Source organism: Terrirhizobium terrae, assembly GCF_030323265.1.
Classification (GTDB): domain Bacteria; phylum Pseudomonadota; class Alphaproteobacteria; order Rhizobiales; family Rhizobiaceae; genus Neorhizobium.
Genome location: NZ_CP104991.1, coordinates 638,115 through 658,481, shown reverse-complemented (window position 1 = coordinate 658,481; position 20,367 = coordinate 638,115). Strand labels below are relative to the sequence as shown.

General features: G+C 57.1%; 21 protein-coding genes and 6 pseudogenes. 14 read left to right on the top strand and 13 right to left on the bottom strand.

All coding sequences use genetic code 11. The features are described from left to right. Positions 1-468: 468 nt before the first annotated feature. A complete protein-coding gene (locus tag N7E02_RS07195) occupies positions 469-1,284 on the bottom strand; it encodes a LuxR C-terminal-related transcriptional regulator (RefSeq protein ID WP_286578638.1) in 816 nt (271 codons plus the stop codon). Positions 1,285-1,605: 321 nt separating this feature from the next. Here N7E02_RS07195 and N7E02_RS07190 point away from each other — a divergent pair, with 321 nt between their 5' ends. Both N7E02_RS07190 and N7E02_RS07185 read left to right on the top strand, forming a co-directional pair. Next, entirely contained in the window at positions 1,606-1,845 is a 240-nt protein-coding gene (locus tag N7E02_RS07190; RefSeq protein ID WP_286578637.1) for a type II toxin-antitoxin system Phd/YefM family antitoxin, read from the top strand. A 142-nt stretch (positions 1,846-1,987) separates the two neighbouring features. After that, positions 1,988-2,257, top strand: coding sequence for a type II toxin-antitoxin system VapC family toxin (locus tag N7E02_RS07185; protein WP_286578636.1), 270 nt, complete (start codon positions 1,988-1,990; stop codon positions 2,255-2,257). Positions 2,258-2,483: 226 nt separating this feature from the next. Here N7E02_RS07185 and N7E02_RS07180 read toward each other — a convergent pair whose 3' ends face one another. Beyond that, positions 2,484-2,762: a type II toxin-antitoxin system Phd/YefM family antitoxin gene (locus N7E02_RS07180; RefSeq protein WP_286578635.1), complete on the bottom strand. Its 279-nt coding sequence runs from the start codon at positions 2,760-2,762 to the stop codon at positions 2,484-2,486. Positions 2,763-3,003: 241 nt separating this feature from the next. Between N7E02_RS07180 and N7E02_RS07175 the strand changes: the two genes are divergently transcribed. After that, positions 3,004-3,645 carry an outer membrane protein gene (locus N7E02_RS07175; RefSeq protein ID WP_286578634.1) on the top strand — a complete coding sequence of 214 codons (642 nt, stop codon included), beginning with the start codon at positions 3,004-3,006 and terminating at the stop codon, positions 3,643-3,645. Between the two features lie 249 nt (positions 3,646-3,894). Continuing rightward, positions 3,895-5,006 (top strand): annotated as a pseudogene (locus N7E02_RS07170) (tyrosine-type recombinase/integrase). Positions 5,007-5,541: 535 nt separating this feature from the next. Here N7E02_RS07170 and N7E02_RS07165 read toward each other — a convergent pair. Beyond that, positions 5,542-5,973: a plasmid maintenance toxin (PemK-like) gene (locus tag N7E02_RS07165; protein ID WP_286578633.1), complete on the bottom strand. Its 432-nt coding sequence runs from the start codon at positions 5,971-5,973 to the stop codon at positions 5,542-5,544. Continuing rightward, on the bottom strand, positions 5,960-6,238 hold the full coding sequence (locus N7E02_RS07160) for a type II toxin-antitoxin system Phd/YefM family antitoxin (RefSeq protein ID WP_286578632.1): 279 nt from the start codon (positions 6,236-6,238) through the stop codon (positions 5,960-5,962). The genes N7E02_RS07165 and N7E02_RS07160 overlap by 14 nt, the downstream gene beginning before the upstream one ends. 97 nt (positions 6,239-6,335) lie before the next feature. Here N7E02_RS07160 and N7E02_RS07155 point away from each other — a divergent pair, with 97 nt between their 5' ends. Both N7E02_RS07155 and N7E02_RS07150 read left to right on the top strand, forming a co-directional pair. Then, a complete protein-coding gene (locus N7E02_RS07155; protein ID WP_286578631.1) occupies positions 6,336-6,584 on the top strand; it encodes a type II toxin-antitoxin system Phd/YefM family antitoxin in 249 nt (82 codons plus the stop codon). Next, positions 6,581-7,707: pseudogene (locus tag N7E02_RS07150) on the top strand (site-specific integrase). The gene N7E02_RS07155 and the pseudogene N7E02_RS07150 overlap by 4 nt, the downstream one beginning before the upstream one ends. Before the next feature lie 371 nt (positions 7,708-8,078). Here the strand turns inward: N7E02_RS07150 and N7E02_RS07145 are convergent. Beyond that, entirely contained in the window at positions 8,079-8,618 is a 540-nt protein-coding gene (locus N7E02_RS07145) for a hypothetical protein (protein ID WP_286578630.1), read from the bottom strand. A gap of 92 nt (positions 8,619-8,710) precedes the next feature. On the opposite strand from N7E02_RS07145, the pseudogene N7E02_RS07140 reads away from it, so the two are divergent. Next, a pseudogene (locus tag N7E02_RS07140) lies at positions 8,711-8,896 on the top strand (integrase); the annotation flags it as partial. A gap of 76 nt (positions 8,897-8,972) precedes the next feature. On the opposite strand, the gene N7E02_RS07135 reads toward N7E02_RS07140, so the two are convergent. Beyond that, the gene (locus tag N7E02_RS07135; protein ID WP_286578629.1) at positions 8,973-9,470 is read right to left on the bottom strand and encodes a hypothetical protein; all 498 of its coding nucleotides are present in this window, start codon (positions 9,468-9,470) and stop codon (positions 8,973-8,975) included. Between the two features lie 24 nt (positions 9,471-9,494). Continuing rightward, on the bottom strand, positions 9,495-9,779 hold the full coding sequence (locus tag N7E02_RS07130) for a type II toxin-antitoxin system Phd/YefM family antitoxin (RefSeq protein WP_286578628.1): 285 nt from the start codon (positions 9,777-9,779) through the stop codon (positions 9,495-9,497). A gap of 427 nt (positions 9,780-10,206) precedes the next feature. On the opposite strand from N7E02_RS07130, the gene N7E02_RS07125 reads away from it, so the two are divergent. Next, complete coding sequence (locus N7E02_RS07125) at positions 10,207-10,389, top strand: hypothetical protein (RefSeq protein ID WP_286578627.1); 183 nt, start codon at positions 10,207-10,209, stop codon at positions 10,387-10,389. Here N7E02_RS07125 and N7E02_RS07120 read toward each other — a convergent pair. Both N7E02_RS07120 and N7E02_RS07115 read right to left on the bottom strand, forming a co-directional pair. Continuing rightward, a complete protein-coding gene (locus tag N7E02_RS07120; RefSeq protein WP_286578626.1) occupies positions 10,386-10,577 on the bottom strand; it encodes a hypothetical protein in 192 nt (63 codons plus the stop codon). The genes N7E02_RS07125 and N7E02_RS07120 overlap by 4 nt on opposite strands. Positions 10,578-12,507: 1,930 nt before the next feature. After that, positions 12,508-12,711 carry a hypothetical protein gene (locus tag N7E02_RS07115; protein WP_286578625.1) on the bottom strand — a complete coding sequence of 68 codons (204 nt, stop codon included), beginning with the start codon at positions 12,709-12,711 and terminating at the stop codon, positions 12,508-12,510. Between the two features lie 313 nt (positions 12,712-13,024). On the opposite strand from N7E02_RS07115, the gene N7E02_RS07110 reads away from it, so the two are divergent. Next, positions 13,025-13,198, top strand: coding sequence for a hypothetical protein (locus N7E02_RS07110; protein WP_286578624.1), 174 nt, complete (start codon positions 13,025-13,027; stop codon positions 13,196-13,198). Positions 13,199-14,926: 1,728 nt separating this feature from the next. On the opposite strand, the pseudogene N7E02_RS07105 reads toward N7E02_RS07110, so the two are convergent. Next, positions 14,927-15,451: pseudogene (locus tag N7E02_RS07105) on the bottom strand (sugar O-acetyltransferase); the annotation flags it as partial. Positions 15,452-15,955: 504 nt separating this feature from the next. On the opposite strand from N7E02_RS07105, the gene N7E02_RS07100 reads away from it, so the two are divergent. The 4 genes from N7E02_RS07100 to N7E02_RS07085 are packed head-to-tail and all read left to right on the top strand — an operon-like array spanning position 15,956 to position 17,022. Then, entirely contained in the window at positions 15,956-16,129 is a 174-nt protein-coding gene (locus N7E02_RS07100; RefSeq protein WP_286578623.1) for a hypothetical protein, read from the top strand. Positions 16,130-16,134: 5 nt separating this feature from the next. Beyond that, positions 16,135-16,569: a hypothetical protein gene (locus N7E02_RS07095; protein WP_286578622.1), complete on the top strand. Its 435-nt coding sequence runs from the start codon at positions 16,135-16,137 to the stop codon at positions 16,567-16,569. After that, positions 16,566-16,811, top strand: coding sequence for a hypothetical protein (locus tag N7E02_RS07090; protein WP_286578621.1), 246 nt, complete (start codon positions 16,566-16,568; stop codon positions 16,809-16,811). The genes N7E02_RS07095 and N7E02_RS07090 overlap by 4 nt, the downstream gene beginning before the upstream one ends. Then, positions 16,801-17,022 (top strand): EsV-1-7 cysteine-rich motif-containing protein, encoded by a 222-nt coding sequence (locus tag N7E02_RS07085; RefSeq protein WP_286578620.1) that lies wholly within the window; start codon positions 16,801-16,803, stop codon positions 17,020-17,022. Before N7E02_RS07090 ends, N7E02_RS07085 begins: the two co-directional genes overlap by 11 nt. Positions 17,023-17,065: 43 nt before the next feature. On the opposite strand, the gene N7E02_RS07080 is transcribed toward N7E02_RS07085, so the two are convergent. From N7E02_RS07080 to N7E02_RS30290, 3 genes and pseudogenes are all read right to left on the bottom strand, one after another. Beyond that, positions 17,066-17,254: a hypothetical protein gene (locus tag N7E02_RS07080; RefSeq protein ID WP_286578619.1), complete on the bottom strand. Its 189-nt coding sequence runs from the start codon at positions 17,252-17,254 to the stop codon at positions 17,066-17,068. Between the two features lie 77 nt (positions 17,255-17,331). Continuing rightward, a pseudogene (ligD, locus tag N7E02_RS07075) lies at positions 17,332-18,377 on the bottom strand (non-homologous end-joining DNA ligase). Between the two features lie 58 nt (positions 18,378-18,435). Then, positions 18,436-18,570, bottom strand: a complete 135-nt coding sequence (locus N7E02_RS30290; RefSeq protein WP_510185298.1) for a VapC50 family PIN domain-containing toxin — start codon at positions 18,568-18,570, stop codon at positions 18,436-18,438. Between the two features lie 544 nt (positions 18,571-19,114). Between N7E02_RS30290 and repA the strand changes: the two are divergent. Then, positions 19,115-20,321 (top strand): annotated as a pseudogene (gene repA / locus N7E02_RS07065) (plasmid partitioning protein RepA). Positions 20,322-20,367: the final 46 nt, after the last annotated feature.

Sequence of the window (20,367 nt, the reverse complement as noted above, 5' to 3'; positions counted from 1 at the left end):
CTTTAGACGACGATGATCCTAAACCTGTCATATGGCTGGGGTGAGCGCCTAATTGAGGTAAACGATTGATTAACACCTAAACGAAACGCGCTAAGACCTCCACAAAACGTCCGGTGCTATTCGAAACGGGTGGGCGGCACCTACGGGGGTGCGGAAATCGCCCCGACAGGCGTGTATCCTCCAGCTGGCGACTATTAGAGTGGGTTGTTGGCGGGGCACGAGGCCTAGCCGCGGGAACTCTCAGTTAGGGTAGGCGCCCGAAGCCAGTGCTCGATAGCCCGCTACTACGCTGGAACGGAGCGAGACGGGAAATCCGCCGAAAAGCTGAAATCTCGACGCATTTGAGTTCGCAATCTCTGGCTGGAAATATACGACGAGGGCATACCATTATGCTGGATAAGACAGCGGCCAGGACCGACGCATTGCGACGAATATAGATCCCCATGGCGTCAGAAGGAAATACCCTGATCAAACTATGTGGGCAGCCTCGATCAGCAGGTTCGTGGCTGTGTCAGGAAGAAACATTCTCGAGTTGAGCATGAGTGTAGCGAAAACTCCCGACACCATACTTGCGGCCGGCCTGAAAAAATCAGAGCCTACCTGGCTGGTTTTCTGTCCGGCGGCGTACAATGCCGCCTGCGTTCGGTTCTGCATGCCGAGCTTCTTCAAGATTGCACGAACATGGACGCGGACCGTACTTTCAGCGATGTCGAGCTTGCGCCCAATGACTTTGTTGCTCGCGCCCTGTGAAATCAGGCCGAGCACCGCGTGTTCCCGATCGGTGAACGATCGGACCTCAAAATACGTCCCACTGCTGCTTCCGATGGAAACCTTGGGCAGCAGCGCAGAAATGGCGGCAGTGGGCAGGAGAGTGATACCGTGACGGATGATGCGAGCCGCCAGCGCGATCTCTTGCAGTGTTGCGCCATCCGGCAAAAGGGCGCCAATCATGCTGATGATTGGACGATAATCCTCGAAACTCTGATTTGAGCGCATCAGGACGATGATGCGAGCGACGTCTATGCAGTGGTTGCCAAGCGACAATTGAGAAACGATCTCTTTGGGATTGCCAGCATCGATAATGGCGACAGCGTCTTCCCAATCGACTGCAACGTTCGCTATATGCTCTAGCGAAGCAGATCTTGTAACCTTAGCGAATTCGCCCCGGATAGCCTGCTCCATTGCTGAAGCAAAGATGGTACTGTCACTCACCAATAATACTGATCCAGGCATTTCAATCTCCCCAATATTTGTAATGAAGCAAATATTAAAAGAATAATCCATATCTATTTTCACTAAATATCATGATCGTTAATTCGTAACGGGACGCCATAACTCCAATATTGGGCTAATCTGAATATCATCTGATAATCAATGGTTTAAAGCAAAAAAAGGCCGCTTAATCCTAGAGATTTGCTCAGCTTAGTTCGTACCGATCCGCTGCTGCGATAACGTCGAAGTTCAGAAATTTGTTATAACTAACGAAAAAGCCTGACCCAGTGGCCGATAAGCGATGCTTATCGGAAGTGATAGGACCAAGCGGTTGACCACCCTCTTTGAGGCCGTAATTCTGATGGCAGAATCCATTTTCCGAGGTTCGCATCGATGACGAAAACCGTAAAGATTTCCAAAGCCAAGACGCATTTGTCCAACCTGCTCGCCCGCGTCGAGGCCGGCGAGGATTTTGTTATCGCCCGCGGAAACGATCCGACCGCGCACGTCACCCGGATGCGCAAGGAAAATGACCTAAAGCTGCTACTCGCCGAAGTCCGTGCCGCCCGGCTCAAGGCTGCCGCGTTCACCCATGAGGAAATCCTTTCCCGGCGTGACGAGGGTCGCCGCTAATGTTTGTCATCGACGCCTCGATGGCGGCCGCCTAGCTGTTGCCGGAAGAGTTTTCCGATGCGGCAGAGGCGGTTATCGCGACGATCGACGCCCCCTGCCCTGTCCCGTCGCTGTTCTTCTTCGAGATCGCAACATCCTGGCCATGGCCGAACGCCGCGGCCTGATTGCCGCCGGCGGCGCGCTGGTCAACATGGAGCGACTGCGCCGACTGCCGCTCGATGATGCGGGTATCGGCGGCGACATCTATGTTATGCTGGTAGGCGCCAACCATGGACTCAGCGCTTATGACGCTGCGTACCTGTCGCTGGCCCTCAATCGCAGCGCTCCGCTCGCCACCCTCGATCGCGAGCTAGCCGCTGCCGCGCGCAAGGAAGATGTTGCTGTCCTCGGACCAATTGCTCCTGGCGACTAGGCGACCAGCCGGCAACGCCACCGATCGCCGCTCCAACGAGATTGGCACGATCACTGTCGTCGTGCCACTGGAGCGCCACGACGAACTCGCCGAACTGTTGGCCGACCAAGATGTCGAAACGCTCGGCATCAGGTCGAAGAAGGCCAGACGACAGTATCCTGCACCGCCTTCTATGAACTGCCAATGCCAAGGATAGGGAAAGCGAAACACCTATCCAGCTTTGAGGTCAGTTGGCCGCATGCTTGCCAGTCAGCAGTTCGGCATTGAGATGATCGAGCCACCCATTCATGTCCGAGGCTTCGATCGCAGCGAGATCCTCGTCGCCGAATGCACCCGTCAGCTCGACGCGCCGGTCGCGCTTTGTCAGCCGCAGATAATCCTCATAGGCGATCAGCACTTTCCTAGGCCGACCGCTCTTGGTGATGATCACTGGCTCGCGGACTGCGGCATCCTGGTGAGCGCCAAAATTTTTAGAGACTGCAGCGGCCGTTACTGTGAAGGCCATATCAAGAACACCTTTCTGCGAAATTTCACAACGTCGTAGCGTGATTGATCGCCCTATCGCTAAGAACAAAAAAGGATGGTGGACTTAGAATGTCAGCGCAGCAGGTAGCAAGTCGCTCTGCCACTCGAATTGTACGGTAGATGACAAAGCCGTTACGTTCTGAGTAGTTGCTAAAAAACTACAGCCTTTCCAAGACCTTCGACATACATAGCGTCCACTTGTTTAAGGATAAGGGCTGAACATGATCAAGACTATTGCTATCGCCGCATTCGCACTTGCGGCCTCCACCGCTGCCTATGCAGCTGACGCTGTTGACCAGATCCCGGATGCGCCGGTTGCTGTGGAAACCCAAGTGTTTTCTTGGGAAGGCGCTTACGCTGGTATTTCTGCCGGCTACGGTTGGGGCAACGGTGATTTCAGCGCCGGTGGCGTTAGCATCGACGAAGATTTCGACGGCGCGGTCGTTGGTGGCTTCGTCGGCTACAACTGGCAGCTGAGTAGCGGCTTCGTTGTCGGTCTGGAGGGCGACGTCGACTACAACTTCAACGAAGAGGATAACCTCTTCGGCATTTCCGGCGTCGACGCTGGCACCAAATGGGCTGGCTCGGTTCGTGGCCGCGTTGGCTACGCATTTGACCGTGCGCTCGTTTATGCTGCTGGGGGCTGGACCGCAACGCGCGCATATCTCGACACTCCGGTCGGTGATGATGATGAGACGTTCCATGGCTGGACCATTGGCGCGGGTGTAGATTACGCTGTAACGGACAACGTCTTCCTCCGTGGCGAATACCGCTACAACGACTTCGGCGACAAGGATTTCGACGGTATTAACGTCGACATCGACCAGCATGTTGTGAAGGCTGGTATCGCGGTAAAGTTCTAAGACCGACGAGAAAGTTTAGAAGAGGGCCTCCATGTGAGGCCCTTTTTTGTTTCCGGTGAAAACCGGCTGATGCGCACCTAGGCCGCTATTGCGTAGATAGTGACGTTGACGGTGCTCGTAATTGAGCCCACGAAGCCGCTGGACGACGCGTTCCCATCTACGAAAATGCCCGCCATTGAAATCTGACGGATCGTCGTGGCACGCGACAGCGGAAGCGACTTCGCCACGGAATATAACGATGGCAAAAAGCTGACCGGGGTCGAGGCCCGCGCCCAGGAGCTCGATACGATCGCTGCGGTGCTGCCGATGGAGCGCCGCGACGAACTCGCCGAGCTGCTGACTGATCAGGACGTCCAGACCCTCAGGCATCTGGTCAACGAAGGCATGGGCGCAAGCACACTTTGCGCCCTCACCTCCGATCCCGCCCAACTGCAGGCATGGTCGCTGGCGGCCACGAAAAAATCTCTGCCCAGGCAGGCGCCCGAGGCGCTGCTTTTGAAGTTTGTTGCGCATCGTCTGTGGGATCCGGCAAAACGTGAAAACGATCCAGAGCATGGGATGCCGGCAGAGGTCGAGCAGAAACTCCGTGGCCAGGGGTTTCTGAAGGTGACAGGCACCCACGCGCCTGACACGGTCCGCCGACGGCTGGCCACCTTGTCGACTGTGGCGAAATGGCGCGGGCTAACCGGCGCCTTCGCCTCCCCTGCCCTCAAGTCGGCCATTCGCCTCGCCGTGCGCGCCACGCCGCGGCCGCGTAAAAGGAAGAGTGCCAAGGCGGTCACCGGCGATGTGCTGGCAAAAATTCTGGCGACGTGCTCGACCGGCAGCCTGCGGGACATCCGCGACCGGGCGATCCTGATGGTCGCCTTCGCCTCCGGTGGTAGCCGGCGCAGCGAGATCGCCGGATTGCGCCGGGAGCAATTGACCGTCGAGCAGCCGATCGTCGTCGAGAGCGGCCCTCCTCTCCCCTCACTGGCATCTCGGTCGGACGAAAACATCCGGGGCCGATCACGACGAGGTCGTCTATCTCACAGGCCGGCCTGTCGAGGCGTTGAATGCCTGGATCGACGCCGCCCGGATCGACAAAGGCTCCGTGTTCCGAAGGGTCGATCGCTGGGGAAATGTGTCAAATCGGGTGCTCGATCCGAAATCGGTCAACGATATCGTCAAGCACCGGCGGCGATGGCCGGGCTGGATGCGGGGAGTTTTCGGCGCACGGATTGCGATCGGGGTATCTCACGGAGGCAGCCAATCGCGGAATCCCTCTCCCCGAGGCGATGGAGCAGTCAAGGCATCGATCGGTGCAGCAGGCATCGAGCTATTATAACGATGCCACGCGGCGGGGCGGGCGCGCCGCTTGAATGCTTTAAGCGTGGATTCTCAAAATTCCGAGCGCAGGAGCGCTCAAAATGGCCACAGCCTCCTTAGTTAGATTATCTCAGCGGCGCATGATCACTCTTGCGCATCCGGAAGAACACCGCAGCTGGAACTGATCGGAGAAATGCGATCGTCGCAACGATATACCCAGTCGTCGAGATGAGCTCCCGCGTTACCCCTGCTGCTACATTTGCGGGATTGAAAATGGAAGCTATCCCAGCTTTGGAAGGTCTCGGACGCTAAAGCGCTGAAAATCCGGACAAGCAATCGCCATATCTGAGGCATGGATGTACGAAACCCTGACAGCTGTCAGGGTTTTAAGGTCTTGCCGAGTCGCGTCGAAGCAATGACCAATCCCGCGCCAGCCGATCCTTCCAATTGCACCGCGTCACCATTTCGATCAGTATCGCTTATCGGAAGTTATTGTTTTTGGCCGCAAATCATAGAGAGTCGACCCGACGCACGATGTTGGCGCCGCTCAGGCCGCCATCCGGAGATCGAAGGATGATGCCGAAACAATCATTCGCTGCGTGGTGTCGGCCGGTGCCGCTGAGCTTTAGCCAGCTCAACGAACCGTCGCTTGACCTCGGCAAACAGTGCCGGTGGCAAAGGCCCAAAATAGCCGTTGTCGCTGTCGACCGGCCGCATGTCCGGGCCCGGCCAGACAAACCGGTTGCTTTCCGTCAGCACGATCCACGAGCGCTCATCGTCGAGCCCCAGGCGGCGCTTGGTCGCCGGCGGGATTTCGATCGCCTCGTTCGGATTGTTGGGCGGGCTATGGGTGATCGGCAAGACCCGCACGGCCGGCGTGCCGTCGTCGAGATGCGCGACGATCGCCAGCACCAGCGCCGGGCGATCCTTGTCGCCCTCCTCGCGTCCTTCGACGAACTGCCAGTGCCAGAGATACGCGTAACGAAACACCCAGCCAACTTTTGGCTCAGTCGGCAGCATGCTTGCCCGTCAGCATTTCGGCATTGAGATGATCGAGCGACCCGTCCAGCTTCGAAGCCTCGATCGCCGCGAGATCGTCGTCGCCGAGCGCGCTGGTCAGCTCGACGCGCCGGTCGCGCTTTGTCAGCCGCAGATAATCTTCGTAGGCGATCAGCACCGTGCGCGGCCGGCCGTTCTTGGTAATAATCACTGGATCGCGGACGGCGGCATCCTGGTAGGCGCCAAAGTTTTTGGAAACGGCGGCAGCCGTGACTGTGGAGGTCATGTCAAAACTCCTTTCTACGGAATATACGGAAATTACGGGAGTTTTGCAACGGCACGATGTTTTCGGCATATGCGTCAGCGTGGTTTAGGGGAAGGGAATGCGTATTTTCGTTGATGTCGATGAAGCCGCCGCGCGGTTCGAAGAATTGATCGAGCTCGCGCTCCGCGGTGATGAGGTGCTGATCTGCCGTTCAGGAAAGCCGGTCGCGGAGCTGACCGCGATTTCGAAGACCGTGAGCCCGGCGGATGAACTTCGAATGCTCATGGATGAAGGGCGAGCTACCGTACCGCCCGGCGCCAGCTCCAATCACCACGATTTTTACGACGAACACGGACTGCCGAAATGAATGCCGTCGATCGCCGCGCCCACGAACTCGATACGATCGCTGCCGTCTTGCCGATGGAGCGCCGTAACGAGCTCGCGGAGCTGTTGACCGATCAGGATGTCGAAACACTGCGCCATCTGGTCAATGAAGGCATGGGCGTAAACACGCTTCGCGCCCTCACCTCCGATCTTGCTTACCTGCAGGCCTGGTCGTTGGCGGCTACGAAGAAATCACTGCCCTGGCCGGCACCCGAGACGCTGCTATTAAAATTCGTCGCGCATCATCTGTGGATCCGGCATAACGTGAAACCGATCCGTAGCATGGGATGCCGGCAGAGGTCGACCAGAACCTCCGCAGCCAGGGGTTTCTAAAAGCGGTCGGGCCGCATGCACCCGATACGGTGCGCCGGCGATTGGCCACATGGTCTACTCTGACGAAATGGCGCGGGCTGACCGCTGCCTTCGCCTCCCCTGCCCTCAAGTCGGCGGGTCGCCTCGCTGTCCGCGCTACGCCGCGGCCGAGAAAGCGCAAGAGCGCCAAGGCGGTCACCGGCGATGTCCTGGCAAAAATGCTGGCTACCTGTGCGAGCGGAAGCCTGCGCGATAATCGCGACCGGGCGATCCTGATGGTGGCATTCGCCTCGGGTGGCCGCCGGCGCAGCGAGATCGCCGGACTGCGCCGGGAGCAGTTGACCGTCGAACCGCCGATCGCCGTCGAAGATGGTCCTTCCCCTCCCTCGTTGGCCATTCATCTCGGACGGACCAGAACATCCGGTGCCGATCATGACGAGGTCGTCTATCTCACCGGCCGGCCGGTCGAGGCGCTTAATGCCTGGATCGACGCCGCCCGGATCGACAAAGGCTCCGTGTTTCGAACGGTTGACCGCTGGGGCAATGTGCCCAAGCGAGTGCTCGATCCAAAGTCGGTCAACGATATCGTCAAGCAGCGGGCGGCGCTAGCCGGGTTGGATCCGGAGGAATTTTCGGCGCATGGGCTGCGATCCGGGTATCTGACCGAGGCCGCCACTCGCGGCATTCCGCTGCCCGAGGCGATGGAGCAGTCGCGCCATCGATCAGTGCAGCAGGTGTCGAGCTATCACAATAATGCAACACGCCGCAGCGGCCGTGCCGCGAGATTGCTATAGCGTCGAAGCCACCAATGGCCATCGAAGGATGTGCAGGTGGGGAATGTACCCGGTCGTCGGTTCATAGAGCAACACGTAGCTCATAGCCGCCAGCTCCGAGAGGTCACTTTACCTTCACGATAAAAACTCATCGCCGCGCCACAAGATTCTGTGAATTTAGCCCGAACGCTAGTTTATCCAGAGGGCGAAATGATCCGCTAGGATGTTAATGTCGTCGCTGAAACACACAGCGTCAAACTGTTAGAAACGCTTATCCTTGCGACGCTTCTCAACCATCGAAAAAGATCACTTTTCTGCGAAATACTGCTCTTCCCTTAGGATGTTTTCTGCACGGCCCAATCCAATGGCGGCTGCTTCCCTCATGACCGAGCCTATCGGGCATTTCGAATTTTTTTCCATGAGCACCCAAGCTCAGTTTTCTCGGCAATATCGATGACGCGTTGAGAGAAGATGAATTCCTTCGTTGCCATGTCGGTCGCTACATTGAAGCTGTCGGCCAGGTCAGTTCGGACAAGCGCATTGATCCAGGTCTGGAACTTCTCGGGGTCGGCCTGAAGTACCGGCAGATCTTTTCGTGTTCTGAAGACGACGAACTGATCGTTTCGCTGTTGCCCGATCCTGACTGCGGCGCCGCGACTTTCGATCTCGCTTGAAATAAGGTGTGATATTGCTTCCAGCATGCGCCGTGAGATGAGAAATCCGGCTGAGCAAGGCAGCACATCGGCGGTGTCCAGAACCGCCGGGTCCGAACCGCGGATGGAGAATTCCAAAGTTACATCTGCAGGAATTTCGCCAGATTTATGATAGAAGAAATCGAAATAGTCTTCCTCGGAAGGGCCGCCGCGCGTTGCGCTGAACTCGATGGCAACATCACCGGCCGCCAGTAGAGGCAGAAGATAGAAATAGTCCATTCTCGACATCCTTACGCTTAGCAAGTTGAACTCGGCCCGACCAGCGGAATGAGGCCGTCGTTGAGGCTCTTTCTCAACTCGTGTTGCAGATCGCGAGGCTGGAGCCCGAGGAGTTTTCGGCGCATGGGTTGCGATCGGGGTATCTGACCGAGGCTGCCAATCGCGGCATTCCACTGCCAGAGGCGATGGAACAGTCACGGCATAGGTCTGTGCAGCAGGCGTCGGGCTATTACAACGATGCCACTCGCAGGAGTGGTCGGGCGGCTCGACTTCTCTAATGCTCGTTGAAACAGGTGGGGCCTCGGCGCGGATGGCACTGCGCGCGATATTCTATCTTTGTCCGATTGGCTTGACCTAGACGACAGCAATAAAGGAAAACCTGATTGTATCGTCTTCGTCCATCCGGGGTATCAAATGGATGGAGACCCTTATTTTACCCGTACCGCCAGCTCGGACACTCACTTCGAGGTTGCCCAACTCGCTGGCAAAATCTCGTTCTTTCCGCGCTAAGAGAACCTTTTCGAGATTTGCATATTCCGAGTCATTCAGAAATATGCGCGCGTTCCCTTCACACCATCCAGCACCAAATGAAATCAAAGTGAGGCCGGTTTTACTATTCTCTAATACGGCCTCGATATATGCGCCTGCGTCGCCAGCTAGTTTCGTCATAGTGAACCTTATGGTGTTAAGAGTACCTGTAGGAATGTCGTTCAATGCTTGCGGCCAACCAAAGCTTCTTGAACGCTGCGCCCAGTTGGCGTCTCTGACGAAGTCTCGATGAACGACCTGCCCGCCTTTTACAATAAGATTGAGGGCGCAACGTGGTCCTGCCGCCGGCGGTTGCCACGACATGGAGGCCAAAAGAGGCGGCGAACCTTAACTCTGGTCGGCCGGATATTTTTCAATCAGCAGCTCGGTATCGAGATGAGCGAGCGTGCCGTCTATTTCCGCCTCGTCGATCGCGGCAAGTTCCTCGTCGCCGAGCGCAGCCGTCAGGTCGACACGCCGGTCGCGTCCGATCAGCCGCAGATACTCCTCATAAGCGATCAGCACCAGATGCGGCCGGCCGCGCTTCGTGATGACCACCGGCTCGCGAAGGGCCGCATCCAAGCAGGCGCCTGGATTTTTCGAGAACGCGGCAGAAGAAAGCGTGGAGCTCATGACGGGATTCCTTCTGAGGGGGATAGAGGGTATTTGCAGAGCATTATGATGTTGCATCCGCAAGGAGCCAGGGCTGCGCCCACAGGTGGTCTTATTGGTACTCACGGCTCTCGCCTACCTAGAGGCCGGGTTGCTGGCGGCGCGGCGAAGCGGGTGAGCAGCACGACTCCTCCAAGGATAGTGTAGACCAATCGCAGACAGCTCGACCTCAAACATGGAACTGGGAAACATTTTCGATATCTGACGGTTGGATTGCTGCTGAATGGTCTCTCCACACGGTTCAGCGCGATGTCAAAGGCTCCTGCCGTGGGCCCATGCGGCAGGGGCCGTTTTTCGTTTGTACGTTAACGTACCGACTTCCCACAAGCATTTGTTCCTTCGATCAATGCGCCTACCTTGCTGTTATCACGTCTCGAAGGAGGTCCGGATGAACAGCAAAGCGCACTACTCTGCTGAGCAGCTTGAACGGCTAGACGAAGTTCACAAGCTGATATGTGAAATGAGGGACATAGACCCTACTGGGATCGATGGCAGCAATCTGGCGGCGGAGATCCTGGCGGTTTCCACGGAGATGGAGGACGAAGACCTGCTCGCTCGCTTCACCCATTAGTAGCGGATTTTGCTCTTCATCTGGACGTTCACCGACATCTCTTGCTTTGTCGCATAGGTGCCGAGCAGACGGATCAGGCGGATTTGCTCATCGCTTGTCAGCCTGTGGGCCAGACAGAAATCCCGGATGCTTATTACTGATTTGAGGCTTTTGCCGTCGATGTCCTGAGTATTAATATGCTCTGTCATCGTGTTACTCCCTTACCTGTGAGAGTAACAGCGGGACAGAATGTTTCGTTTCGCTACATTACAAGAAGTCTGAGCGCATTAGCTGGCATCAACTCAATAAGCCGTCCGACTGAGCCGAATAAGGCCTTGACTATTTGATGTTGATCGAAGCCTGCCTCTATCAAGCCGCCCCAATCTCGTAATTCACGATGTGCTTGCCCGGTTCTGCACCGATCTCACGAAGCCTTTTGATTATGGCGGTTGTAACGTCCATCACTTATCGCGTTGAAACTTTGGTTTCCTACCCTGACAATGCCAAGGCTGAGCATCCCCGACGCCATTCCAGGTGGTCGCACAGGAATTCCGCGTCTGCGATGACCGATTGAAGCGCCGCCAGGGCGTTACCTCCAAAAGCATCCAACACAGCTTGGGTTTGGTCGATATCGGGCAAAATATCGAGTCGAACGGCGGACATAGCGAGCCTCCATCAAATCGGGTTATGTTCCTGTTATATTTTTACTTTGGAAGCAAGTTCAGGCAGTGATTGAAAACAGACTGATCAGGGAGTGTAACCCTGTCTGCAATGCGCTTGCTGATGGAACTCAAGGTCGCAGAACGTCCACAGAACCAGCTAGTCATTGATGTATGTTCGGTGGATATCCACGTTACATTCCGTGGATGTTCGCGCGATATCGTCGATCATCGATTATTTCTAGTATCCGATTAAAAAAGAACCCGGCTTTGTGACCTCGAGGGAGGCAGGTTCGTTACATCCCCTGCACCCTCGCTTTTCAAGCTTCTCCGGAAGAGTTCGGCAGAACTTTCGCCAGGACAGCGACCTCAATCCCTTGCTCGACGCAGACCGCAATCTCGCGGTGAACGTCGCGCGTCTCGCCAGACATCTTCGTCAAGTCCAAAGAGGCTGTAGCGGCGTAATCGCCGGTCCAGGAAAGCCGCGAAACCAAGATACCTCACGCTGTCACCGACGACAAAACCGTAGAGGCCCGGCTGGTGCCTTATCCAAGCCGGTCGATGTGGCGAGAGATTGTGGAAGTCCAGAGCCAACGTATGCGAACCCATCCTGTAGAATTCTTCGCGCTCAAGTGGATCAGCCCGACAAAACTTATAATTGGTGGCCGTTCACCGATATCGGCAAGTATCGAGGCTTCGTCACGTCAGGATGCGTGCGGAACAGAGGACTGTTCCCACGGTTCGATAAAGGCGAGACGCAACGCTCGCATCTCTGTAAGCCCAAGGCCCTTTCGCTCCCACAGGGCCAAGGCTTTTCTATACGTCTTTTGCGCTGCGGAACTTTTCTCGCAAGTGCGAATTTAGCCAGTGCTGATCCAACCTCCTCCCAACTCCCCTTGGATCAGTGCCCTCCCCGCCAAGACCTAGTCGGACTCCCCTCCGGCTAGGTCGCTCTTCATCGGATGCCTCGTGCGGTGGCTAATCCTTGAAAATGTAGGTGCGGTTCCGAACCGGATGGAACTGCTGGATTAGGGCGGTCTCAGCTTGGAGCAGCGCGGCACGGTCTGCTCCTGGCACTTTGGCGAACACCTTAACCTCAAGCCACCGGCAACCCCGCTGGCGATCGATGAATGGGCGGCACGGGGCGCTCTGTTCAAATCTCGGAAGGCTCGGCGCTAGTAGTTGCGTAAGCGACGGTGAAGGACTTTCGCCGATCCGATGTAAAGAACCTCGTCACCGATATCGAAAGCGTACAACCCGATTGATGCCTAATCCACGGGGCCTTGTGCGGTTTGCAGTCAATCGTTGTCCACGATCCAACAAATAAACCGTTATCAGCAAGGGTATCGACGGTCATCCCGCAATAAATACGCGCATGGCGGCCTACCTTAACCTTTGCCTAATACTATTCCAATCGGCGAGGGATTAGCTGTATTATTGTCATCACGGCGCTGGCGTTGGCTGCGTGTTCGCCGTAGCGTCAACGCCTTTGGAGAGCCTTCGCGTTCCGCCGCATTTGGTGCAAAAGCCGATAGCGTGCTCGCAGTTCGTCGATATCGATCTCCCCGGCAATCCATTCCTCGACCGACGCGACGAAGCCCGGATCGTCCTCGAACTTGTCGCCTAGTTTTGCGTGTTTCGCGACCACGGCTTCAAAGATGGCGCGGCGTTTCTCGGTGCCCATGCGATTCTCCATTGGTCGGAGAATATGCGGCATCTTGCAGAATGAAACTACGCCACAAGGCGTACATCGACATTTGCTTAAATGTGTGGCTCAATAACCGCGAGCTCAATGATCTTCGCTCAACCTTCGCAACCTTTGATCCCCTCTGTATCCCTGAAAGGAGGGGATTTTCAAGCGGACTGTCGATCGCCAGCGAGTGTCTTTCATTACATGATCGGCTGCACGGGAGGCCCGCCGCCTTTGCTCTCATACCGCCGGATCACCGTCAGCGGTTCTGTCAGCGGACATGATACAAGCAACCGGAATGCAGGCGATGAACGATAATGCCACCGCATTAGCTCTGGTTGATGCGAAGCTCCATGCGGACGCGAAAGCTGTCCTCGCTTACATGCGCTCACTTAAACAAACCCTGGCGACCCTTGCCGATATCGTTGCAAAGCTGAAAACACCCCCTGACAATGACCAGCGGTTTCCGATGATATGGTGACCCGACCTCCGGGATGTTCTCACACTATGGCGCGATGACGATGCGATTGCTGCTGTCTCGCTGGTCTATGAAAGGAACCGAACGCTCTGGTACTGGTACACGTATATCAGCACTATGCGCGGCTTTTGTGCGACGCCTCGGGAAGCACAAGACGAGGCAGAGCGATCTACACAACCACATGGTGTCCACTGATCTCTTTGCCGTCATCACGAAACGTGCACGACCGCTAAGATGGAGAAAGTCGGTTCAAATGAATGAACCGACCTTCGAATTTCTCGCGCGATCAGCAGTTTGCGCCGCCGGTGGCAGCGTTATTGGACGACGAGCCTGTGGAGGTCGTTCCGGCTGTGCCAGATTGCCCGCAAGGAGCGCTTCCGTTTCCGCCATCGCCGCTACCCTGCCCTGACGATCCGGACTCCCGGAACCGCTGCTTCCGCTGCCTGAGCCTGAAGTGCCAGAGCCGCCCGAATTGCCGCCGCTCGATGAACCGCTATCCGATCCCGAACCTGTGCCTCCCGAACCCGATCCACCAGAGCTGCTACCAGCGCCTTGTGCAAAAGCGGATGTTGCCATTCCAATCGTCAATGCGGCTACCGCGAGCATTTTTATCATGGGATGTTTCCTTATTGCACCCTACGGTTGGCTAACTGAGCGGGCCAATGATGGTTCCCTAACCCCACTACCTGCGGGTTACATGTTATAGCAGTGGTGTCTTGCGGCGAGGCGCAACGTTGAGATATTTCGACCTTGAGCATCAACTCCTTAGTTGCGACGATGGATGGTCCCGTCAGATCGCTGGACGCTTCCGCTGGACAACCTGCCGCGACATCACTGGAGACGACGCTCCTTCCGCCGGCTTGATAGGCTGCGAGCCCAACCCGGCATCGCTTATAGAGCGCGTCCGAAAAAGAGGCTCTTGCGGCGCCGACGTCAATTGGCTATCCGGCGGTCCGCGAACCATCGCACGCGGCACCATGCTGTCGTTTGAAGGTGAGAGCGGCCAGGCCAGAGCTGGCTGGCTGTTCTCATGCTTCCTCCAGCGTGCATCCGAGCACGAAATGCATCCTATCCGATATGGGCCATGTGAACGTGCATTCACGATAGCTAATTATTGTGCTTCCACATCTGCGCGCCATACTGGTCAAGCCGGCGTAAGCGACAGACGCGGGCACGAGGCAGATTGGGAGGGGTCCTGACTGTCCCAACTCTCTCACGGAAAGCATCCGGCTCACCGCCGCGTCTCGGATGTGTGTGGAGGTCACCCCTGCTTGTGGGGTGGTTGCGGTGACTTCTACCCTGATCTTCGTGCGTTACCGTACAATCTGAACATTGGGATTGCTGAATCGTAGCGGGCAGTCGATTGTCCGCTGCGCGATTGTTTCTCGGGCTCTCTTGGAACGACCGCAGCCGAAGGCGAACGATGCGCGGGAGGTAGCTCGTCGTTCGCCTGTCGGCTCTTCCTTCGGTCGTCACGACACCGCGAAAATTCGTGCATTGATCCTCACGCGCAAATCGGGCAGCACTGTCGTCGAAGTTGCCCGATCACAACAATGGCGCTTTCTCGTATCGGAAGGGCTGCTCTGAAACGTCATCAGCCTTTCCTTATTCCGCGACCTGTGGCTTTCTGCATTCGTCGAAGCTCTGCCAAGGAAGCTTTCGATCCGCGGAAGGCAATTCGTTTGAAGCCGGGGTGCCTTCCGCTGCTTCTATTGCCGATACGACCAGACAGCGGCTGATTGGACGCGCCGGATTGCCGACGACCGTTGTGCCTGGCGCCACATCGCCGGTAACGACAGCACCCGCGCCGACGATCGCTCCGTCCCCGATGGTGACGCCGCCACGAATGATCGCTCCGCCACCAATCCAGACATCTTCTCCGATGGTGACCGGTCGGGCAATCTCGAGACCTGCCTTGCGCAGTGCCGTGTCTCGATGGTGTTCGGGGCAGTAGATCTGGACGGCAGGCCCGAGCATCGTTCCATTGCCGATCGAGACCGGTGCGCTGTCGAGGATTACGCAGCCAGCGTTAAGATAGAGGCCCTGCCCGAGGCTGATATTGATGCCATAGGCGCAATGAAACGGTGCTTCGATGAAGGCGTCGCCGGCATTGGCGAACAGTGCGCGAAGCTCGACAGCCATTTTTCCACGCTCATCAGGTGGCATGACATTGTGGGCATGCACTGCACGTCGCGCCTGCATGCGCAGCACATCGAGCTCCGGGTCCATGCAGCAATACCATTCGCCGGCGTCCATCTTGGCGCGTTCGCTGTTCAACACTTCGTCTCCGTTTTGCCTGTTCGGGATCTAGACTCTGGATGCCGCATGGCGCAATGGGTTTGGACACCCGGCAAGCCACAGCCAAACATCCTGCCACATGACATGGCTACCAGCGCTTGGGCTGCAGTCCGGTGCCGGACCCCGAGGACCACATAAACGCATCGTGTCCCTCGGCGTTGCCCCTCCTGTTATCGTTTTGAGGTACGCATGAAACTGATCGCAATCGAAGAACATTTCTGACGCCTGAGGTCGAGCAGGCTTGGGCCTCCATCAAGCTGAAGCTCGCCGATCCCAGAGTTGCCATTCATCGGGGTAACATCTAGCGGCGCCTGCTACCTGATCGTCGAGGCGCACACTGACACTATTCGGTTCCTCCAGACCGACCTTATCGACCGCCCTCCGCTCCCTGAGCATCCGTCAAGCATCTTGACTTGGGCGCCGGAAAATGAGAACAAAAAGCGAACAATGATGGAGGTGCAGATGAATCGTGCCGATGAAGTCGTCGCCAGAGCACTGGCCCTTGTTGCCGCGTCCCGCGCGCTTCGCGAGAAGCAGGAACGCCAGCGCAAGGAAACCTACGAGCGGGTGCAGATTGCCTCGTTGCGCAAGCCCAATATCCCCAAAGGCATTCAGTTGCCGCTCAATCTGCAGTGAAGTTCATGGCAACCGAAGACGGCGTACGCCCCGCCTATCGCTGGGCAGAACTTCTGCCGACCGATGAGCCGAGCCGCGAGCTCGTTGCTGCCGTAAGCGGTGCTGATGTTCGCTACTTCACCGCCAACGTCGTTGGATCGGAAAACGGCAAGGAATGGCAGACGTCGTCATGGGTCGAGCTCGCCTACAGGAATGTCGACGGCGGCTTTCGTGCAGTGTGGAAGAGCGGAGGCAGCGACACGCCGAAATTGCCTGGCGCCATCTTCGGCGACTGGAGTACGGCGCCAAGCCGCGATGATGCCATCGCTCTGTTCTTCGACCGGCAGCACGCAGCCGGCTTTCCGCTCGTCGGTGTCTGCGAGCTCATGAAGGTGCGCAACGGCACCAGGGGATATCGCGACGCGCCCATGGTCCACGGATATGAGCTGCCACTGCCATGACGCTGCCTGTCCTGCGTGACTACCGCGCCGAAACAATCGACATGTCCTGCAAGCGCTGCGACCGGCATGGTGTCTATGACCGCAGGGCTCTGGTGAAGAAGTTCGGAGCCGCAATCGCATTCGTCGAGCTGCGCCGGATTTTAACGATCGGCTGCGACCGAAGTGGCACGGATGGATGCGAGGCATCGTTTCCGTGTCTGCTGACCGCCAACATATTGATCGAGGTTCCCCATGAGCGATGAAAGCCGTACAGCCCAGCCCGAAGCCTACATCCTCGACGAACATTACTGTCAGCACCAGGGTTGCAAGAAGTGGGGATGCTATGGGTTCGAAGAGAACCGCACGGTCACCTTCTGGTACTGCGCCCAGCATCAGCCGATCAGCTACCGTGGCTTTCCTCGGCACGGTGCCGCGCGACTGGAGGCAGCAGAGATCGCTGACATGCTGAGCTGAGGTAGGTTGGCAGAAAGTCTACCAGTGGCGGGTGACCCGGCCTTCAGGCTGTCGGTTTCGTCAGCTCTCGCGTTAAACTGACATACATCTCGGCGGTCAGTTCCAGTGCTGCGATCAGTTGCTCGTTGCTGAACGTCTCCGTCCAGAACCCGCTCTCTTTCAGCCGTGCGGCATCTTGGAGCAATCTCGACATCGTTTCCTGATGGCGTGCGACCGTCTCTTCAGGCGTCATATCGTTCTCCTTTTTCTCGAAGACGATAGGGCGCTCCCTCTGGCTGGCAAGCGATCATGCCGGCGCCGGAGAACGGTCTAGCCATCCAGCCTGAATATATCAGCATTGTCCTGCCGATCGCGCAGTCCCTTATAGGAAGGATGACGGAGTTTTCCGTCCAACGTCCATGCGCGAAACTCGATCTCAGCGATAAGCGTGGGGCTGGTGAACACGATGTCCGCGCCAGAAACGTTGACGGCAGGCTTTTTGACTTTCAGCTTGTCCAACGTCTTGCGCAGGCCCCGCGCCTCGTCATGTTTTAAGCCGGTGCCGACATTGCCAACATAGACGATCTGATGGCCACGATAGGCAGCCAGAGCCAAGCTGGCGATTGAGCCGGGCACCGCGATAGAAGGTTCGTACCCGACGATGACAAACGCCTCGCTCCGGCTGCACTTGATCTTCAGCCAGTCACCCGTGCGGCCGGATCGATAGGGTCGGTCAGCGTGTTTTGCGATGATGCCTTCGACACCGAGCTCGCATGCATGTGTGAAAAGTGCCTCGGGATCTGTGTCGATCTCCTCCGAGATCCGGACGGCGCCTTCGCTTTGTGGAAGGACGTCGTTCAACAGATGTCGGCGGACACGATATTCGGTGCCAGTCAGATCATGGCCGTCGAGATAAAGAAGGTCGAAGGCGTAGAAGACCGCCTCATGCGATACGCCCCTCCCCGCGGCCTTGCCGCTGGCGCCGAGCGAGCGCTGCAGCAGGCCAAAGTCGGAACGGCCAGCCTCGTCGAGGACGACAGCCTCACCATCCAGGATCATGGTCGCCGGTCCAAGGGCTTTGGCCGCCGCCGCAATCGCAAAAAGCGATGCGTCCAGTCGTGCCCGCCGCGGGTGATCAGGCGGACGCGGCCAGGCTCGATGTGGATCGCCAGGCGATAGCCGTCCCATTTGATTTCGTATCGCCAGTCGTCGCCTGTTGGCGGTTTGCTTTTCAAGAGAGCGAGGCAGGGCTCGATCCGATCTGGCATTGGATCGAAGGCGAGTTTTGGCTGGTCCGGGTCGCGCTTGCGGATCGGACGGGATTTCAGCGGCGCATGATCATCCGCCAACAATGGCTTTCTCGGGCGCTTGGTCATGCTGTCAGTCCAGCAGAAAAGGATTAAGACTTGGCGCTACCCTAGCCGAAACCGACGATCAGATCGACAGCACGTAGGGTCTGAGCACGTCCACGGTTTCGGTCAGGCCACGCGCCTCCATTTCAAGGAGCAGCTGATCGGGGGACAGCTCTGGCTTTTTGAACCTCAGCCGCATCCGCTGTATCGCTTGCACCGCCCTCCCCGTCTCAAAGGCGAAGGTGTCGGCGATGAAGGCATCGGCGGACTTTGCTTCACGATTGAGGGGCTCGAGGATCGTGACGGAAAATCATTGAGGTTTTCCGTCACGATCAAAATTGGCTTGGATCTTCAACGCGGCGGCGAGCACATGCGCGTCGCCTCGGTTTCGGCCCGAAATAAGAGCAATCGTAGGGACCGAGGACAGCCCAGGAGAACGGCAGGACGTGATGTGAGTCGCAGTGAGTCGCGGCAGACAATCATCGCGATTGGCGTGCCGCCACTGTAATCGGCCGCGTTTTTTACGCAAAAGCACCGGGAGAACGAAGAAAGAGCCACTTGGCCTGGAACATCATCTGGCGATCCTATCCATTTGGAAATAATTAATGAATCTGTTTTCTCGCATTCGCTCCGAATGTCCGCTGGCCATTTCTTCAGCGTCCAGCAAACTCTATTTTTCTTGCTGGCGCCGGGGAATCGGACATAATGACGATTATTCGGCAATATCCGTCCGAAAACCGTTATCCGAGAGAATTGAAACCATGAACGCTAAATCGATGCCTTCGCCAAGAACATCGATGCATTTCGAAGACCAGATCCTTGAGCAGGGCGATCTGATTTCGAAGAAGCTGCACCTACTGAGCGTTCAGCGCTTTCCTCCGAACGCGCGCAAGACCCTACGCAGCTTCAACCTTGCCGAAGTCGCGAGTTATGTCGGCGTCTCGCAGAGCACTCTAAAGAAGCTTCATTTGGAAGGCAAAGGCCCCTCCCCCAGACGTCTCCGACAGGACGTCGATCTTATACTGCCGAGCAGATGCTCGAATTGCGCGACTATCTCGATGTCCACGGCCGCTCGGACAGTCGCATTTATGTTCCCCGCCGGCGAGCTGGCGAGAAGCTCCAAGTCCTGGCTGTGGTCAACTTTAAGGGCGGATCGGGCAAGACCACGACAGCAGCCCATCTTGCGCAGTATCTGGCACTGACTGGCCACCGGGTGCTGGCGGTGGATCTCGATCCGCAGGCATCGCTGTCGTCGCTGCATGGATTTCAGCCTGAGCTCGATCAGGTCCCTTCAATCTACGAGGCGATCCGGTATGACGACGATCGAAAGTCGATCACGGACGTTATACAGACGACAAATTTTCCCGGCCTTGATATCATCCCGGCAAATCTTGACCTGCAGGAGTATGAGTACGACACCCCGCTCGCGATGGCCGACAAGCGCTCGAATGAAGGAAAGACGTTCTTCACGCGCATCGCGCGCGCACTAGCCGAGGTGGATGACAAATATGACGTGGTCGTTATCGACTGCCCGCCCCAGCTCGGATACCTGACCCTGACGGCTTTGACGGCCGCGACCAGCGTGCTGATCACCATCCATCCGCAAATGCTTGATGTGATGTCGATGGGACAATTCCTTTTGATGCTCGGCGGGATTCTAAGCCTATCAGGGCAGCGGGCGCTGAGGTCAATCTTGAATGGTACCGCTATCTCATCACCCGATATGAGCCGACCGACGTGCCGCAGTCACAGATGGTCGGGTTCATGGCCACGATGTTCAACGAATTCATGTTGAAGAACCAAATGGTCAAGTCGACCGCGGTCTCGGATGCGGGGATCACCAAGCAGACGCTTTATGAAGTCGACCGGGCGTCTATGAACCGCGGCACATACGATCGGGCGATAGAATCTCTCGACGCGGTGAATGCCGAGATCGCAGACCTTATTCGACAATCCTGGGGACGATGATTGTCGGCTGACAAATGTCGGCTTTCCTAACACGAATCCAAGGGGC

What these genes read in the sequence shown, in the direction of transcription:
- N7E02_RS07195 (WP_286578638.1), bottom strand. Translation starts at nt 1,284, where the DNA reads ATGGATTATTCTTTTAATATTTGCTTCATTACAAATATTGGGGAGATT.
- N7E02_RS07190 (WP_286578637.1), top strand. Translation starts at nt 1,606, where the DNA reads ATGACGAAAACCGTAAAGATTTCCAAAGCCAAGACGCATTTGTCCAAC.
- N7E02_RS07185 (WP_286578636.1), top strand. Translation starts at nt 1,988, where the DNA reads ATGGCCGAACGCCGCGGCCTGATTGCCGCCGGCGGCGCGCTGGTCAAC.
- N7E02_RS07180 (WP_286578635.1), bottom strand. Translation starts at nt 2,762, where the DNA reads ATGGCCTTCACAGTAACGGCCGCTGCAGTCTCTAAAAATTTTGGCGCT.
- N7E02_RS07175 (WP_286578634.1), top strand. Translation starts at nt 3,004, where the DNA reads ATGATCAAGACTATTGCTATCGCCGCATTCGCACTTGCGGCCTCCACC.
- N7E02_RS07165 (WP_286578633.1), bottom strand. Translation starts at nt 5,973, where the DNA reads ATGCTGCCGACTGAGCCAAAAGTTGGCTGGGTGTTTCGTTACGCGTAT.
- N7E02_RS07160 (WP_286578632.1), bottom strand. Translation starts at nt 6,238, where the DNA reads ATGACCTCCACAGTCACGGCTGCCGCCGTTTCCAAAAACTTTGGCGCC.
- N7E02_RS07155 (WP_286578631.1), top strand. Translation starts at nt 6,336, where the DNA reads ATGCGTATTTTCGTTGATGTCGATGAAGCCGCCGCGCGGTTCGAAGAA.
- N7E02_RS07145 (WP_286578630.1), bottom strand. Translation starts at nt 8,618, where the DNA reads ATGGACTATTTCTATCTTCTGCCTCTACTGGCGGCCGGTGATGTTGCC.
- N7E02_RS07135 (WP_286578629.1), bottom strand. Translation starts at nt 9,470, where the DNA reads ATGTCGTGGCAACCGCCGGCGGCAGGACCACGTTGCGCCCTCAATCTT.
- N7E02_RS07130 (WP_286578628.1), bottom strand. Translation starts at nt 9,779, where the DNA reads ATGAGCTCCACGCTTTCTTCTGCCGCGTTCTCGAAAAATCCAGGCGCC.
- N7E02_RS07125 (WP_286578627.1), top strand. Translation starts at nt 10,207, where the DNA reads ATGAACAGCAAAGCGCACTACTCTGCTGAGCAGCTTGAACGGCTAGAC.
- N7E02_RS07120 (WP_286578626.1), bottom strand. Translation starts at nt 10,577, where the DNA reads ATGACAGAGCATATTAATACTCAGGACATCGACGGCAAAAGCCTCAAA.
- N7E02_RS07115 (WP_286578625.1), bottom strand. Translation starts at nt 12,711, where the DNA reads ATGGGCACCGAGAAACGCCGCGCCATCTTTGAAGCCGTGGTCGCGAAA.
- N7E02_RS07110 (WP_286578624.1), top strand. Translation starts at nt 13,025, where the DNA reads ATGAACGATAATGCCACCGCATTAGCTCTGGTTGATGCGAAGCTCCAT.
- N7E02_RS07100 (WP_286578623.1), top strand. Translation starts at nt 15,956, where the DNA reads ATGAATCGTGCCGATGAAGTCGTCGCCAGAGCACTGGCCCTTGTTGCC.
- N7E02_RS07095 (WP_286578622.1), top strand. Translation starts at nt 16,135, where the DNA reads ATGGCAACCGAAGACGGCGTACGCCCCGCCTATCGCTGGGCAGAACTT.
- N7E02_RS07090 (WP_286578621.1), top strand. Translation starts at nt 16,566, where the DNA reads ATGACGCTGCCTGTCCTGCGTGACTACCGCGCCGAAACAATCGACATG.
- N7E02_RS07085 (WP_286578620.1), top strand. Translation starts at nt 16,801, where the DNA reads ATGAGCGATGAAAGCCGTACAGCCCAGCCCGAAGCCTACATCCTCGAC.
- N7E02_RS07080 (WP_286578619.1), bottom strand. Translation starts at nt 17,254, where the DNA reads ATGACGCCTGAAGAGACGGTCGCACGCCATCAGGAAACGATGTCGAGA.